Source organism: Olivibacter sp. XZL3 (assembly GCF_004368405.1).
In the GTDB taxonomy this organism is placed as follows: domain Bacteria; phylum Bacteroidota; class Bacteroidia; order Sphingobacteriales; family Sphingobacteriaceae; genus Olivibacter.
In genome coordinates this window covers 132,325-148,605 of the sequence record NZ_SBJH01000010.1, presented here as the reverse complement: position 1 = coordinate 148,605, position 16,281 = coordinate 132,325, and the positions used below count along the sequence as shown (strand labels likewise).

The following is a 16,281-nucleotide window of genomic DNA, read 5'->3' as shown; positions in this document are numbered from 1 at the left end:
CAGAAGAAAAAAGATGAAGACACCTATCATATCCATTTTTACAATTGCGACGCTGCTCCTTGCGAGCTCGTGTAGCAAAAGCTTTCTCGACGAGAACAATAAGAGCAACCCTACACAGGAGAGCTATTTTCAGAACGGCTCCCAAGCCGAGACTTTTGTAAATGGTATCTATACGAACTTGCGCTCTAATACGAGCGGTGACGGTCTTAGCTACGGCGAAAGCCCATGGATCAATCTTGAATTACTGGTTGGCCATGCAACAACGAACTCTCAAAGTAATTTCAATCTAGGCGTGATAAACCATACCACAGGCACAGAAAATCCTGGGTTTTACAGTTATTGGCAGGGATTCTACGAAGGTATTGCCAATGCAAACGTGGCTATTGAGCGGATTCCACAGATTGACATGGAAGAGGAGCAGAAATCTAATTTAATGGGCCAAGCGCATTTCCTCCGGGCATACTATTACTTCTTCCTTACCCGACTATTTGGAGATATTCCGCTGGTGACTACGCCGGTAGATCCTTTGGTTGACGAGGAACTTCGTCCAAGCAGAAGCAGTCAGGAAGCAATTTATGAGCTGATTGTGAGCGATCTAACTGCTGCCGAAGCATCTAGTCTGCCAGAAGTGGAACGAACAGGCAGGGTATCTAAAGGAGCTGTTAAGTCGCTATTGGCCAATGTTTATCTAACGATGGCTGGTTATCCCTTAAACAAAGGAGCCGAGTATTACCGCTTAGCCGCAGATAAAGCAGCGGAAATAACCAGCCAGGGAGACGCATTATATCCGTTATTTAGCAATCTCGACTTTCTTCACGATCGTCCAAATAAAAACATGGGCGAGTTTATCCTACAGGTTCAATACCTGGGTGGCGTTGCGGAGAACAACATCACGCAGATGATTATCCCTTACAACTCCTCGATTTCACCTCATGGTGATGAATACGGAGCGCTGGTTCCTCGCCCTGCTTTTGTTAATACCTACGAAGAGGGTGATAAACGTAGTGCAGAACGGGGCTTCTTTTTCACCAGCTCGCCACGTGCAAAAGGAGGATCTGGTACAATTACCTTCCCCCCTGCTTTGTATAAATATTGGCTGGAAGCTTCTTCCGGAGTTAATGGAGACCTGACACCCGACATCAATTTCACGTTGATTCGTATGCCGGAAGTCTATTTAATTCATGCCGAAGCAGAAAACGAAGCAAACGGAGGACCTACCGCTGCTGCCTATGAATCCCTTAACAAGGTTCGTGAGCGCGCCGGACTTCAACCACTCAGCGGTCTCAATCAAGATCAGTTCAGAGAGGCGGTATGGAGAGAAAGATATCACGAATTGTGTTATGAGAATAAAGCCTATTTCGACATACAACGAACCCGAAAAGCGTATGATCTCACGAATAATCGTTTTGTAGATTTGATCGGCTTCCGTAATGAAAGCGGAACCACATGGACAGAAAAATATCTGTTACTCCCTATTCCGCAACGCGAGTTGCAGGCAAATCCTAACTTGGCTCCCAATAATCCAGGTTGGTAAAATAAAAAGAGGCTGTCTCAGAAGTGAGGCAGCCTTTTTTGTTTTGCGATATGCTTCGTTTACTTCTTTATTCTTATAACACGTTGTTCCGGAAAGGGAAGTCTCTTGGATTTAATCAAAGACTGGCAGCACTGAAAATTCAGACACTTTTTCTACATCTGTTTAAGCTAACGGATGTAAAAAAATAACAGCAACGGTGTTGGGTTTTTTATTACCCAAATTGCTATTAATCCTAACTTACAGCAAAATCCAGGATACTAACTCTTCAGCCGCTCGTCGAAATGACGAGCGGCTTTGCTATATCCTTCTAAAGATATTCTCAATAATATTTGCTCTTTATTTCTATAAATAAAACTATTCTGTTATTTTGGTCCTAAACAGGCCAACAAAAACAGAAACCAATGACCTTAATTTGTATTGCCATATCGATCTTGTTGTTGATCCTACTGATTAATAGCTTTAAAGTCCATCCTTTCCCTGCATTTCTAGTCGTTTCAATTTTTGCCGCAATCAGCTTAGGCTTGTCTATCGATCAAATTGCGCCGGCACTTGAAAAGGGAATCGGCAACATCCTGTCCTCCTTGCTGATTTTGATCGCCTTTGGAGCCATGTTTGGAAAAATCATAGCCGTTAGCGGCGCGGCGCAAAAAATAGCCAGCGTGATGATGGCTTGGGTAGGACCCGGTAAAATCCAATGGGCCATGATGGTCGTAGGCTTTATTATTGGCATTCCTCTTTTTTACGGTGTCGGCTTTGTACTAATGGTACCACTCATATTTTCGGTAGTTTACAAATACAAGCTTCCTGCCGTCTTTATCGGTTTGCCCATGTTGGCTGCTTTATCGGTTACGCATGGCTTTTTGCCACCCCACCCTTCTCCTTCTGCCTTAGTCATCCTGTTTAATGCGAATATGGGGCTCACACTCGTCTACGGCTTCGCTTTGGCTATACCTGCCATTGTCATCGCCGGTCCCTTTTTTGCACAGTTTCTAAAGAGAATTCCTTCGCAGCCGCTCAAAACCTTCGTCTCGGAAGATTTGCCGGAAGACAAACTACCCGGTACTTTCAATAGCTTTTTTACGGCCCTGCTTCCTGTCATACTACTGATTGCTACCACATTTTTACAACATACCTTTAGGCTTAGTCCGACGGTCCAAAAATCACTCATTTTCCTTAGTTCTCCCTCAGTTGTCTTGATGATCGTCTTTTTTTACGCGCTTTTCTCCCTCGGCGTCGCGCAAAAGCATAAAATGGACGATCTGATGAACCATTGTACGCAGGCAGTGAAGGATGTGGCTACCATTATTTTAATTATTGCCGGATCGGGCGCACTCAAAGAGGTGTTTACACAAACTGGGGTAAGCGAAGAAATTGCAAATTCTTTACAGGCACTCCCCGTTCCGCCACTCGCATTGGGGTGGATCATAGCGGCGATCATACGGATATGCATAGGGTCGGCAACAGTGGCGGGGCTCACCACCGGCTCGATGATTTTACCCTTAATACACTCAACAGCAACCGATCCAAATTTAATGGTACTAGCCGTTGGAGCCGGCAGTCTGGCTTTCTCTCACGTCAATGACTCCGGCTTTTGGATGTTTAAAGAATACTTTAATCTCACTATAAAAGACACTGTGCTTACTTGGTCGGTTATGGAATCTATTGTCGCCATCGTTGGCCTTATTGGCGTATTATTACTGAGTTTGGTCGTCTGACAAGTGGCCGCCTCCTATCCTAATAGATTATTAGTAAACTTGATACGTATGCCAGACTGAAAGTTTTCAACCGTTTTAAAAATTTCTTTTAGGGTAACACGCTCTATTCGGGTAATTTTGTCGATATCAATGTAATTATCCGGCTCTGCCTTATCGACAATCATGCGAACCGCTTGGCTTTTCAAACGCATGGTCATCAAATAATAATAAGACAAGCTCAATTCTTGGTACTGCTTTTCGGTAAAGACACCCATATCACGCAGCATTTTCATTCGCTCTCCGGTGTTTTCAAGGAAAATCCGATTTCTTAGCGCGTAGACCCGCACAAGGTCCACGATCGGCGTCATTGCTTTTTTAATATCAAAGACTTCCCGTCCCTGCACGGTGATTGTCTTAATCGGTTTAAAAAACGTTAAGGGCGGGACATACTGCAACGCATTCTTCGCCAGGTATACAAAAAATTTTTCTAATGGTTGCTGAAGCTCCGCATCGAGAAATTCGCGAAGGCCGTCCATGATCGCTTTATCGCCATAGATCATTCGGCAATCGAAAAAAGTAGAAAATTTGATTGCAGTTTCAGGAAGCGATTCTTCCATCCACTTTTTATAATTGTTTTTCCAGTGCGACAAGGAATGCGTCCACTGTGAATTGCTCGCCATGTATCCACCCGTACAATAGGTAAAGCCTATGAAATGCAGGTTGTCTGACACTTTCTGGGCAAATTCAAGAAACCATTTCCTAACTTCTTCCCGGTGTTCGTTCGCCTTATCCTCGTAAATAATGGCGTTATCTTGATCTGTTTTCAAAGTCTGTTCTTTGCGCCCTTCACTGCCCAACACCATAAACACAAATTTGCAAGGTGGATTGCCCATTTCATGCAACACTTCTTCCACGACATTTTGCGCTATCGTATCGGCTATGGCCGTTATCAATTGGTTGACGATTTCGGCCTGTACACCCTTATTTAGTAGCTGGTTGACGATATAAGGTACGCGAGCCCATTTGTATTTTAACTCACTACTTGTTTTAGCAAGCTTAACAGATTGGATAAATACCAGAGGCGATTGCGCTTGTTCACTCATCAATTTGTTCCGGCTGACAAAGCCTACATATTTCCCCTCCGACTCTACGAGTAAATAGCGAAGCTTTGTCTCATACATGGTTAACAACGCCTCATATACATAGGTCTCTATCGGGATCGATTGGATTGCCCGATCCATGAAATAATAAATAGGTTTGGTGGGATCTGCCTTTTTGGCTATAACGTTGTCTCGTAAAGTGATGTCGGTAACAAAGCCGTTGACATGCCCGCTCTCGCTCGTAACGAACAAACAGCTCACCTTATTTTCGGCCATAATGCGTGCAGCTTCATAAGCTGGCATGTTTTCTTTGCATGTCACAAGCTCCCTGAACGCAATATCACTTATTTTCTTCGAATAAATTTCCTCAGGCATTAGGTAACCTTCTTCCGAGAAAAAGTTTTCTTCTTTTTTACTGTTCATAAAAAATCTAAAAAATCAAGATGCAACATACGATTATACCGACCAACAAAAAGATCATCATTAGTAGCGCCGACTTGCTTATTCGCCCGTGATTGACCGTCAACTGTTCAGACAAGGTAACCTGCTGCGCACGAATAACTTCTTCGGTAATTTCCTTCCGCTTAACCAACTCAAAATAACTCCTTGCGGTTGCCTCTGCATCGACCAACGCATTATGCGCCTTCTCTAACTCCGTTTCGAAGAGCTCTTGGTATAGCTCGTTTAAACGGAGGTGTTTCTTCCAAGGCTTTTTAACATATTTTGAACTCGCGATCATAGTACAGAACAAGGACAATTCAGAAAAAGGCTGCGCTAGCGCACATCGGTAAAAATCTGCACCCAACACGTGGACGTCGAGGGCGATAAAGTGGCCTATAACCAATGGCTTAAATTTCGCCAAATCGCTTTTGAGTTTTTCCATTACTGCTAAACGCGGCACTCCATGTTTTCTTAAATAGACGTTGTCTATACGGTGAACGCGTTGCGCCTGTGTACTAATGCTAATGTCGTTTTCATTTATGTAGAAATTTTCCCGCTTCACTTCTTTCCCTTCCTTTGTAAATATAATCCAGGCGACCTGAACCGCACTGGGCCAATTATCCTTTGCAGCATATCCCACGGTCCACTTTTTAGGCAAACCGGTCGTTTCTGTATCAATGAATAAGAGGTATTCTTGCATGGAAGAAAAATAGTTCTTTTTACTAATAAGTACAAATTTGTACGATCCGTTTAAACAAAGACACTCCGTAAACCTCTCGGATCCTAATATCCTTCTATATAACATAAAAAGGCTGCCAAAAGACAGCCTTTTTAATACTTTCTTAAGTTGATAAACTATTCCTCCAGAATTTCGGCAACCCGACCAACCTGCCCGTCTTCAAGCCTCACTTTAATGCCCCTGGAATGAAACGATGCTGATGTTAAAATATCTTTGACGTACCCATAAGTGATAGTGCCTGTCCGCTGATCTTTCTTCAGTATAATTCCGACGTTTAGTCCTTTATAAATCTCTTTACGGTGTTGTCCGCTGCTCATAGAATTTCTTTAAAATATCCTTAGTATACAAAGCTACACAACTTCGTCCTTATATAGATAAAGTTGGTCTACTAAATGCAAAAATTGCATGAGCTCAAATGGCTTCTTCATATAGGCCTCTGCCCCACATCTATCCTTAATTTTTGCGATGTCGTCCGCTGCAGACACCATCGCTACCGGGATATGCCTCGTTGACGGGTTTTGTTTCAGTTCCATGCAGAGGTCGCTGCCCCACATCCACATCAGGCGTTCATCCAGCAGAACCAATCCATATTTATCGCTTCTCAAAATACTATGCATGTTCTTACCCGTGTCTATTTTTACGTTGTATCCCTCTCGTTTTAATATATCTGCAACCATCATTGCAAAATCAGTGTCGTCATCTACGCAAAGAATGTTTCTCATCTGTGTGTTTAATTTTTAATGGCGATGAAATCCCATCTGCTCGGCGAGCAGGTGTAAGCTCTTATTCATTTCCCTTCGCTAGCATAAGCACATGCTAGGTTCGTTCATTTAATTTTTCAACAATAAAGAAGCTATTTGTATAGAAAATAACTAAACTCCATAACTATATATTCGCTTCACTAGTTAATTTTTAATCAGGATCCTAAACCTTTATCAAACCGCCGTTGGGCTCCTTTTAAGCACCTATTATACTAAGATGCTTAAAAGTTATTTTTATAACGTCGGCAGCAGTAACATCCGTATATATGCTAATCAAATATTCAACCAAAATCTTCTTTTAGCTAATAATAAAGTTGACTGAAAGGCTCAATTGCTTGATTTTAAACAAAAAACCTTTTTATCATTTTTATGTTATTTTTTTATTAGCTATAATGGCCTACCACGCGCTTAGCGGTCGGACATAAATTACCTTTAGCCCCTTCTTCCTACCGATCGTATACAATGTGAGTAATTTTCTTCGCCCTGATTTCGGCGCTGTGGTTATCAATCGTACTTTGGTTTGAAGTTTGCAATAGCAAAATACAAAAAGGGAAGCGCGGATATGACCACTTTACTGTACAAGATATTCCCTGCTTCGAATAGGCATAGGCAAACAGTCGTTAACGTATGAAGCAAATTGACGAAAATAAATTTTCATTTTCCGCTCGTACTCACAGTCAGGAATTAGATCTCCTACTCACAGCTTTGAATGCAACAAAAGCCGGTGTAGTGATAACTGATTGCGCCCAGCCCGATCACCCGATTGTTTACTGCAATAGCGCATTTGAAGAGCTTACCGGATATTCACGCGATGAGATTATTGGACATAATTGTCGGTTTCTACAAGGCAACGACCATAATGAAGAGCAAAGAAAAATCATTAAAGAAGCGCTTCATTCAGGTCAAGACTGTCAGATAGAAATAAAAAACTACAAAAAGGACGGCTCCCTCTTTTGGAATGCCCTTCATTTGAAAGCGCTTAAGGATAAGGACAGCAAAGTTATCTATTATGTAGGCGTTCAAAACGACATTACGCGTTTAAAGCTCACCAGCGAGCAATTGCGTATAGAAAAATTAAAAGTAAAAAAACACTTGGTTGAGCACGACAACCACTTAACCGATCATGAAAGCCTAATGCTTGCTGTATTGGAAACGGTTAAGGATGCCGTAATGATACTTACAAAAGACTTAACCATTATTAAGGTTAACACTCCCTTTCTTAAAACATTTCACATCGCAGAAGATGAAATACTGAATCAACACATCTTTGAACTTGACAAGGGCAAATGGGATATCATGGAACTTCGAAATCTGGTGGAGCGCCTAATTTCTAAAAACACTCAGATAAGAAATTATCAGATAGAAGACTTTCCGACGAGAACCGGAAAAAAAGTACTGACTTTTGATGCACAATTTGTATCACATCAAAATCATGCTAATATTATTTTGGCTATCAGTGATATAACGGAATTGAGAGAGGTCGAAAAAAGAAAGGACGATTTTCTCAGTTTAGCCAGCCATGAGCTTAAAACGCCTTTGACAACGGTTACAGCAAGTTTGCAATTGACACAACGGATGCTTCCCCCTGAAGTAGATAATACAATCAAAAAGACGCTGAATAAAACGAAGTCCTATGTTGATAAGCTGGAACATCTAATCGCCGACCTTTTAGATGCATCAAAAATAAAAACAGGCACCATTGAATTGGCTAAACAACCTTTTGATTTCGATGCGATGATTGTAGACGTGGTATCCAAATTGCGAAAACGTTATGTAGACAATCATTTTGAAATTCAAGGAACGGCAAGCAATTACTACGTAGGAGATAAGTTACGCCTGGAGCAGGTTGTCCTAAATTTGCTAACAAACTCCATTAAATTTTCTCCAGCAAACAGATCGATCAATATTCACCTTTCGCGACTAAGCGATTTTATCAAAGTGTCTATCACCGATTACGGCTTGGGAGTCGACCACCAATATCAAAAGAAAATATTCGATTCCTTTTACCGCGTAGATGACGTGCAAAAGCGATATCCGGGTATCGGTATTGGCCTGTATATAAGCAACCAGATTATCAAGAAACATAGAGGAACCCTTTGGGTCGAAAGCTCAATCGGAGAAGGAGCAACCTTTAGCTTTACGTTACCACTTAAGTATGATGAACATGATAAAGACAATAATGATATGTGACGACGATGAAGGCATATTAGATATTACCGGCCTATTATTGGAAAGTTACGGATATCACGTGTTGTTAGAACCTAATAGCATGCATTTATTACCCCGGATAGCAGAAGAAAAGCCAGATTTGCTCTTAATAGATATTTGGATGCCTTTCCTGATGGGAGATGAAATTGTCCGGATCCTAAAAAGCAATAAAGAAACTGCGCGTTTGCCCATTATTATGTTTTCAGCGAGCAGAGAAAGTGAGCAAATCGCTTTGGAGGCCGGAGCAGACGATTATATCGCAAAACCTTTCAGTATAGAAGATTTAAATCGTAAGATCCTCGCCCTCGAATAGATTTTTAGCGCTGCTTGGCCAAGATCACTCTCTTCCAAAAGTCTTGCATAAATCCGATTCCATAAGCTATCAATTGGATAAACGCCGCGATCACGGCTAAACCCGCAATTTTTGGCGATTTTGTTTGCCACCATCCGTGAAAAAAAAGCAATAAAATGTACGCGATAAGTAGGAAATTACACCATTGCGTACATGACAGCCGCCACAAAAAAAGCCCTTCCAACAAGTTTAATCCCAGCGTGAAGAAAAAAAAGAGCGTAAAAAGTGCCGGAAAGAAATGCACCAACTTTAATTCCGATGGAAAATGTTTGTAAATATTAATTCTAGCTCTTCCAAAAAAATGCAATTGCTTATAAAACTGGCTAAAGTCTGTTCTTCGCTTATGATAAACCACCGCTTCCGGTATCAAGCCGATTTTGAATCCGGCTCTTTGAATCCGAATGCTATATTCTATATCCTCCCCCAATCTGGTCAATTTATACCCGCCCACAGTTTCCCAAACGCTTCGTGAAATACCCATATTGAAACTCCGTGGATGGAACGGTCCGATATGCTTCTTGTTCCCCCTGATTCCGCCCGTAGTAAAGGGTGAAGTCATCGAGTAACTGATCGCTTTCTGAACCGGTGTAAAAGAGGCATGTGCAGCATCAGGCCCTCCATAGGCATCCAATGGATGAGTCGACAGATAATCGTTAACCAATCGAAGGTAGTTCGCTGGAATCAAACAATCGGAATCGAATACAATGAAGTAATCTCCTTTCGCTCGCTCAAAACCAAAATTCCGACTGAATCCTTGCCCTTCATTCGGTTTAAAATGGTAATGAAGATCGAGCCTGTCCTCGTAACGAGCAACAATCTCCCGTGCATCTGACGATGACCCATCTTCGATTACGAGTACCTCAAACTTAGGGTAGTCTTGCTGCACCAAGGTAAAGAGAAGTTCGTCTATCTCTTGTGGCCGGTTATATAAAGGTATAACGATGGAAAAAAAAAGCATATAAAAAGAACAGCTAACTTAGATCACTTTTTCTATTTGATAATTATTTCTGTCTTGCGCGTTCCGCGACACTAATTCAGCGATAAAGCCAGTTAGAAACAATTGAGTACCCACAATGATCGCGACAAGCGCAATATAAAACAAGGGTTGATCCGTTACATTGCGGTAAACTGTGCCTTTCGATATACTGATCAATTTATCCATAATCAGCCACAGGGTGATGATAAAACCGCCCATAAAGCTTAGCACGCCCAAGCTGCCAAAAAAATGCATCGGCCTTTTGCTAAACTTGCCTACAAAAAAGATCGACAACAGATCGAGAAAACCGTTTACAAAGCGGCTAAAGCCAAATTTGGTTGTTCCGTACTTCCTTGGGTAGTGCTTTACAACCTGTTCTTCAATTTTTGTAAAGCCAGCCCATTTTGCAATAACGGGAATATAACGGTGCATCTCACCATAAACTTCAATGTTTTTAACGACGTCTTTTCGGTAGGCTTTTAATCCGCAGTTAAAGTCGTGCAAATTTTCTATTCCGGATACCTTACGCGTCACCGCATTGAAGAGCTTGGTTGGTACGGTTTTACTCAACGGATCATGCCTTTTCTGCTTGTAACCAGAAAGCAAATCGAGTTTTTCTCCCTTTATGCGACGGAAGAGACTCGGTATCTCGTCCGGGCTGTCTTGTAAGTCGGCATCCATCGTGATGACGACATCACCCGAGGCGGCGGCAAAGCCTACATTCAATGCTGCAGATTTTCCGTAGTTGCGCCTAAACTTAATGGCATAAATTTCCGGGTATATCGATTTAAGCGCTACGATTTCTTCCCACGATCCGTCCGTGCTCCCATCGTCTATCATGATCACCTCATAAGTAAAGCCGTTCTCCTCATTAACACGCTTAATCCAAGCCATCAATTCAGGTAAAGACTCCACTTCGTTGTACAAAGGTATGACGATAGATATATCCATGTCTAAATAAACTTTACTAAGCCAGTTGTTAAAATGTTATTCCTGCGGTTCTTCAGAAATAGGTTGGAAAACCGGCCGTTCCTTTTTGAACAGCGCACCGAATATTAAGGCGATAACAAAGACGACAATAGTGGAAATAGCTAAACCGCGCAGTGTGTTACTGAGGTTCGCCTCTCCCGTGTTTTCGATTTGTTCGTCTATTTTTTCTAGTTGTGCATCAATCTGCTCGGCATTAGCGCCCGACTTCTCCATGTATTCAATGGAGTTATTCGCAATATTGCGCATATAACGTTCGCGCATATCCGGTTCTACATATTTCTCAAAAACGAATCCTGAAATAGTCGAAATGAGACTTGCTACAAACAGCATAGAGAAAACCGCTATCACGGCTTGTTTAAAGCTCCAATATCCGCCCACCTTTTTTCTAAGCTGGAATGTAAATAAAACGGCCAGAATCAAAGGAAGAAAAAAGCCAGTGATTACCGGACCGATAATAACCATCCAAAAAGAAGAGCTAGACGCGTAATAATACATAGGCAGGATGGTTAGCACCAACATAAGTATACCCAACGTGATGCCCAAAATAGCTCCTTCTTTCCGTAATAAACTGTTGTTCTCCATTTCGGTTTAGTATTTGTTGTAAGCAATCACAAGCGCATAAATAGCCGCATCGACAGCAGTATTGGCGCTTGCTTTTAAGTATTCAGCAAATTGATGCTCAGACGGATTTTGCTCAGCAAAGAAACTCATAATCGGATAAAATATGTCGGCGAGCTCTTGCTGATCATCCAGTTTGGCGGCAACGCGACTTATTTCCTCGTAACTGCTGTCTACCAACATCTGATTGGCGATCATCGGTTCATAGATACGATGTTCATCCTGAAATTCATCCTCGTCCACTAACAAAAATTCCTTTAGAAAGTCATCCAGTTCGGGTTCAATCTCTTCATCTGCACACTCCCTTAGATAGAGCAATAAATTGAGCAGTTCCGTCCCTCTATCGATCGTCTGTTCCTCGATATCTTCCCATTCCTCCGACTCCAGATAATCCTCTTCCAGCTTTTCAACGTCGGCAGCGAAAAAGTTCATCAATAAGAGATCAAACATAATTTCTCTTAAATCCTCGTAGGAAGGATTTGAATCGAAACAGTCGTCCAATAACGCTACTTTTTGCATATAGCTCTCTTCGCTGTTGAAAACGTCCACCAAGGCCGCTTGAAACTGATTTTCGTTAATTCCGCTCACCTTATTAAAGGTAGTAACTGCGGCTATTAGTGCTTTCTCAATACGTGAGTCCATAACGTTAATTTAGATTACTATATACTTTGTTGTTATTTATAACAAGACTTACCCTACCCGTTAACGTCGTCCCGTAAAAAGGACTGTTGTTCGACTTGGAGTGGTTCGTCCGTTCGTCAAAAGTCCAACTTTCTTTCGGATTAAACAACACTAAATTGGCTGCGGCTCCTACATTGAAGGCGGGCATTGGGAGATTTAATATCTTCCGGGGGCTGATCGCTATCTTTTGTACAATTAAACTGATCGGCAATTCGGCTTTCAATAACAAGGGCAGTACGGTTTGCAGGCCGATCATACCATTTTTTGCAATTTCAAACTCAACCCGTTTAAACTCGACTTCATGTGGCGTATGCTGCGAAACCACCGCATCGATCGTGCCATCCAACAGCCCTTCTTTTAAGGCGTGCACGTCGTCCGCTGTTCTTAATGGCGGACTAACTTTATAGTTGCTATCGAATCCCGCAACCTCTTGGTCGGTTAACACCAAATGATGCGCAGCCACGTCGCAGGTTACCGCTATCCCCTTTTTCTTCGCTTCCCTGATGAGGGAAACACTTCCTTTTGTACTGATTGTACTAAAGTGAATGGCCGTTTCGTGATAACTGGCAAGCGACAAGTCTCTTGCTACCATTAGTTCCTCGGCAAGGGAGGGATTGCCCTTCATGCCCAAATAGGTGCTCACTACACCTTCATTCATCTTCGCATGGTTGGCAATGGAGGCATCTTCTGCATACGACATGACCAACGCATTAAATCCCTTGCAATATAGTAAGGCCCTGCTCATCAGCCCGGCCTGCTGGATACTCTTGTTCCCATTCGAGAAAGCAATAGCCCCGGCCAGTTTCATATCGTAAAGCTCTGCGAGGTCATTACCAGATCTTTCTTTGCTTATTGCGCCAACGGGATGAAGCGATACCAGGTTATCCTTAGCAATATTGACAACCATCGCGATTTCTCCCCTGCTATGAAGGGCAGGCTCTGTATTCGGTTGCATTGCCAGTCCGGTAAAGCCGCCTGCGGCCGCCGCCCCACAACCACTCATAATGGTTTCCTTGGTTTCTAAACCGGGTTCTCCCAGGTTTGCATTCAAATCGAAAAAACCAGGAGCAAGGTAATGCCCATGAGCATCAATAATCACTGCTTCTTCATCGTTCAGCGTATTCTTATCGCCTATTGTATCGACAACGCCCCGGTAGATGAGAACATCTATCATCTGGCCATCCTTTTCATGACCTGGAAACGCTAAAGTGGCAGATTTTATCAATATTTTATCCATGTAAAACAAAACGATTTTTGAAGTATAAATATAGGCTGTCAATGCCTTCATAGGAAGGTCGGACGACAACGGGGAAAGGGAAAAACTGTTTTAGTATAACCGGAACGGCTATAAAACCTACTAAGAAATGCAGTACGGTTTGAGGAACTTCCATTAAAAAACAAAAGTACAAAATAGTCGTTAATGCTAACGAATATTTTGTACTTTAAAGTTTACAAAGCGGATTTGGACGCGTATGGCTGGTTAACCACCGATAACGGTGTTATCGGGAATAACGGCGCGTTTCCTAATAACAACAATGCCATCCTTCACGGTATAGGTATCGAAGTCGCCATCCGGTAAATGTGCCCCTCCCTTAATCTGCACATTATTACCTATAGAGCAACTTTTATCTAAAATGGCGGTATCAATATGGCAATCTTCACCAACGCCCACAATAGGTTTGTTATTCCGCTTAGCGTCTTCCAATTCTTCCAGGTTCTGATAGAAGTCACTTCCCATCATGTAGGTATTCTTAATAACCGTACCCCTTCCGACGCGCGAACGCACACCAATCACAGACCGTTCGATTTCTTTGGCAGCAATAATACAGCCTTCTGCTACAATAGCATTATAAAGCGTCGTTGCAGCTATTTTCGAAGGAGGCAACATGCGCGGGCGGGTAAAAATGCTTTGTTTGTCGAATAAATTGAAAGCTGGTATTTCGTCCGTAAGACCGATATTGGCTTCAAAGAAAGAGTCGATATTACCGATGTCCGTCCAATACCCGTCGTACTGATAACTGATCACCTTTTTCTGGTCGGTAATCGCATCAGGAATGAGTTCCTTCCCAAAATCTAAGCCCTGATTCTGCGTTAGCAAATCGTTTAATACACCTTTACTGAAGACATAAATCCCCATGGAAGCGAGGTACACGCGTCCTGCTTCTTTCATTTCATCACTTACCTCAGAACTCCAATCAACAAGTAGCTCGGTTTTGGGTTTCTCTGTAAACGAGGTGATATTCCCCTCCTCATCCGATTTCAATATACCGAATGAGGTGGCATCTTTCGCGTTAACCGGAATTGTAGCAATGGTAATTTCTGCCTTTTTGCTTATATGGAACTCAATCATCTCCTGAAAATCGATCTGATACAACTGGTCACCAGACAAAATCAGGATGAAATCGTAGTCATGATTCACCATATAACGTAAAGAATGCCGCACGGCGTCTGCTGTCCCTTGAAACCATTTATCTCCCTCAATCGTCTGCTCAGCGGCGATAATATCAACAAAGCCTTTACTAAAAACACTGAAATTATAGGTATTCTTGATATGCGTGTTTAAAGACGCCGAGTTATATTGGGTCAACACGAATATTCTATTGAAGCCGGAGTTTAGGCAATTCGAGATCGGAATATCAACTAAGCGGTATTTACCTGCAATCGGCACCGCCGGTTTTGACCGTTTGTCAGTTAAAGGTGCTAATCGGGAACCCCTCCCTCCGCCTAGCACAATGGATATTACCTTAGGAGTCATAAATTAATTAGTTTTTTATATAAATCTGTATATTTGGCTGCCGACTTTTCCCACGAAAAGTCGAGTTTCATTAATTTCTTTCGCAGGGCTGTTTGTTCTTTCAAACCCACGTTGTTCCAGTACTTCAATGCCCTTTCAACTCCCTCCAATATGCCTTCTGCCGTAATATGATCAAACAACACCCCATATCCGTCCGCGTCAACATCTACCACGGTATCCCTCAACCCTCCTGTTGCATGCACAACGGGCACCGTTCCATAGCGCATTGCATACAATTGATTTAAACCACAGGGTTCCACTCGGGAAGGCATCAGTAAAAAGTCTGCCGCGGCGTAAACTTGGTGAGCCAGCTCTTCATTATAACCAAGAAACAAGGCCAAATGTTGTGGAAAATGTTCACGAGTCTCCAGTAATGACGTTTCAATGATTTTGTCGCCAGATCCCAGCACAAAGAAATTAACCTGATCTGCCAAACGTTCAAAAATTGATTGAAGGGCTGGCGGCAATAGATCGGCTCCTTTTTCCAAGGCAAACCGACCAATAAAAACGAACAAAGGTAAGCGCTCATCAAGGCCGTATTGATCACATATTGCTTTCTTATTTAACGCTTTCCCTTTCCTGACAGAGGCTTGCGTAAAATGAGTATCAAGCATCGGGTCGCTCGAAGTGTTCCAGATATCGGTATCTATGCCGTTAACAATACCATAGGCCTTGGCGCGTTCTGCTTGAAAAAGAGCTTCCAAGCCATTTGCTTTTTTAAATAATTCATCCAAATAACCTGTTGAAACGGTTGTATAAGCCCAGCTGCACTTTATCAGCGCTGCCAGGGGATTAATCAGTCCGTTCCAATCGAGCAAGCCCCATCTCCAAGTATCGAATGCAGGCATCAATGATGCCATATCCCAGCTCATCCACCCTTGATATTGTCCATTATGAACGGTCGCAACGGTAGGCACGCCCTTTAAAAAACTAAATTGCTCTACATGTTCCATATAGAAGGGGATTAAGCCTACATGGTGGTCGTGGCAGTGAATGATATCAGGCCGTTGGGAACTAACGCATAACCAGTTTAACGAAGCATGTTGAAAAGCGAGAAACTGTTCCCGCTCGTCTGAGTAACTGTATACTTCCTCTCTATCGAGCAGGCCGGGGATTTTGACAAGGATCAACTCAAAACCCAAACTACTTGTCGACTCCCTTAATACGCTATACCCATACGATGAGCCTCCTTGCACAATATGTCCCTCATTCAATACCTCAAAGGCATGATCCCGTACGAAAGGTTTGTCGTAAAAGGGCATCACAACCATGGCTTCGATTCCCTGTTTTCGCTGATATTTCGGCAACGCCCCCAATACATCTGCCAAGCCGCCCACTTTGGCCACAGGAAAGCACTCTGCCGCAAAATGAATTACACGCATTTTTCTTTTTT

15 protein-coding genes are annotated in these 16,281 nt (G+C 42.6%); 4 read left to right on the top strand and 11 right to left on the bottom strand.

All coding sequences use genetic code 11. The features are described 5' to 3' along the window. Positions 1-13 precede the first annotated feature (13 nt). Entirely contained in the window at positions 14-1,534 is a 1,521-nt protein-coding gene (locus EPX21_RS04370) for a RagB/SusD family nutrient uptake outer membrane protein (protein WP_134088448.1), read from the top strand. A gap of 401 nt (positions 1,535-1,935) precedes the next feature. Next, positions 1,936-3,249, top strand: coding sequence for a gluconate:H+ symporter (locus EPX21_RS04365; protein ID WP_134088447.1), 1,314 nt, complete (start codon positions 1,936-1,938; stop codon positions 3,247-3,249). 14 nt (positions 3,250-3,263) lie between these two features. Here the strand turns inward: EPX21_RS04365 and EPX21_RS04360 are convergent, their stop codons facing one another. The 4 genes from EPX21_RS04360 to EPX21_RS04345 all read right to left on the bottom strand — a co-directional run bounded on the left by EPX21_RS04360 (position 3,264) and on the right by EPX21_RS04345 (position 6,230). Then, positions 3,264-4,751 carry a DUF294 nucleotidyltransferase-like domain-containing protein gene (locus tag EPX21_RS04360; RefSeq protein WP_134088446.1) on the bottom strand — a complete coding sequence of 496 codons (1,488 nt, stop codon included), beginning with the start codon at positions 4,749-4,751 and terminating at the stop codon, positions 3,264-3,266. Positions 4,752-4,758: 7 nt separating this feature from the next. Further along, a complete protein-coding gene (locus EPX21_RS04355; protein WP_166670674.1) occupies positions 4,759-5,469 on the bottom strand; it encodes a 3'-5' exonuclease in 711 nt (236 codons plus the stop codon). A 155-nt stretch (positions 5,470-5,624) separates the two neighbouring features. Next, on the bottom strand, positions 5,625-5,825 hold the full coding sequence (locus EPX21_RS04350) for a YwbE family protein (protein WP_134088444.1): 201 nt from the start codon (positions 5,823-5,825) through the stop codon (positions 5,625-5,627). A gap of 33 nt (positions 5,826-5,858) precedes the next feature. Then, on the bottom strand, positions 5,859-6,230 hold the full coding sequence (locus tag EPX21_RS04345; protein ID WP_134088443.1) for a PleD family two-component system response regulator: 372 nt from the start codon (positions 6,228-6,230) through the stop codon (positions 5,859-5,861). A 666-nt stretch (positions 6,231-6,896) separates the two neighbouring features. On the opposite strand from EPX21_RS04345, the gene EPX21_RS04340 reads away from it, so the two are divergent. Together EPX21_RS04340 and EPX21_RS04335 are read left to right on the top strand one after the other, a co-directional pair. Then, complete coding sequence (locus tag EPX21_RS04340; RefSeq protein WP_134088442.1) at positions 6,897-8,459, top strand: PAS domain-containing protein; 1,563 nt, start codon at positions 6,897-6,899, stop codon at positions 8,457-8,459. Then, positions 8,434-8,790 carry a PleD family two-component system response regulator gene (locus EPX21_RS04335; protein ID WP_134088441.1) on the top strand — a complete coding sequence of 119 codons (357 nt, stop codon included), beginning with the start codon at positions 8,434-8,436 and terminating at the stop codon, positions 8,788-8,790. Before EPX21_RS04340 ends, EPX21_RS04335 begins: the two co-directional genes overlap by 26 nt. Positions 8,791-8,794: 4 nt before the next feature. On the opposite strand, the gene EPX21_RS04330 is transcribed toward EPX21_RS04335, so the two are convergent. The 7 genes from EPX21_RS04330 to EPX21_RS04300 all read right to left on the bottom strand — a co-directional run bounded on the left by EPX21_RS04330 (position 8,795) and on the right by EPX21_RS04300 (position 16,270). Continuing rightward, positions 8,795-9,787 carry a glycosyltransferase family 2 protein gene (locus EPX21_RS04330; protein ID WP_134088440.1) on the bottom strand — a complete coding sequence of 331 codons (993 nt, stop codon included), beginning with the start codon at positions 9,785-9,787 and terminating at the stop codon, positions 8,795-8,797. A gap of 18 nt (positions 9,788-9,805) precedes the next feature. After that, complete coding sequence (locus EPX21_RS04325; protein ID WP_134088439.1) at positions 9,806-10,756, bottom strand: glycosyltransferase family 2 protein; 951 nt, start codon at positions 10,754-10,756, stop codon at positions 9,806-9,808. A 36-nt stretch (positions 10,757-10,792) separates the two neighbouring features. Next, positions 10,793-11,377: a DUF4199 domain-containing protein gene (locus tag EPX21_RS04320; protein WP_134088438.1), complete on the bottom strand. Its 585-nt coding sequence runs from the start codon at positions 11,375-11,377 to the stop codon at positions 10,793-10,795. Between the two features lie 6 nt (positions 11,378-11,383). Further along, entirely contained in the window at positions 11,384-12,055 is a 672-nt protein-coding gene (locus EPX21_RS04315; protein WP_134088437.1) for a hypothetical protein, read from the bottom strand. Positions 12,056-12,059: 4 nt separating this feature from the next. Continuing rightward, a complete protein-coding gene (locus tag EPX21_RS04310; protein WP_134088436.1) occupies positions 12,060-13,331 on the bottom strand; it encodes a dihydroorotase family protein in 1,272 nt (423 codons plus the stop codon). Positions 13,332-13,574: 243 nt separating this feature from the next. After that, on the bottom strand, positions 13,575-14,849 hold the full coding sequence (locus EPX21_RS04305; protein ID WP_134088435.1) for a glucose-1-phosphate adenylyltransferase: 1,275 nt from the start codon (positions 14,847-14,849) through the stop codon (positions 13,575-13,577). Then, positions 14,846-16,270 (bottom strand): glycogen synthase, encoded by a 1,425-nt coding sequence (locus EPX21_RS04300; RefSeq protein WP_134088434.1) that lies wholly within the window; start codon positions 16,268-16,270, stop codon positions 14,846-14,848. Before EPX21_RS04300 ends, EPX21_RS04305 begins: the two co-directional genes overlap by 4 nt. Positions 16,271-16,281: the final 11 nt, after the last annotated feature.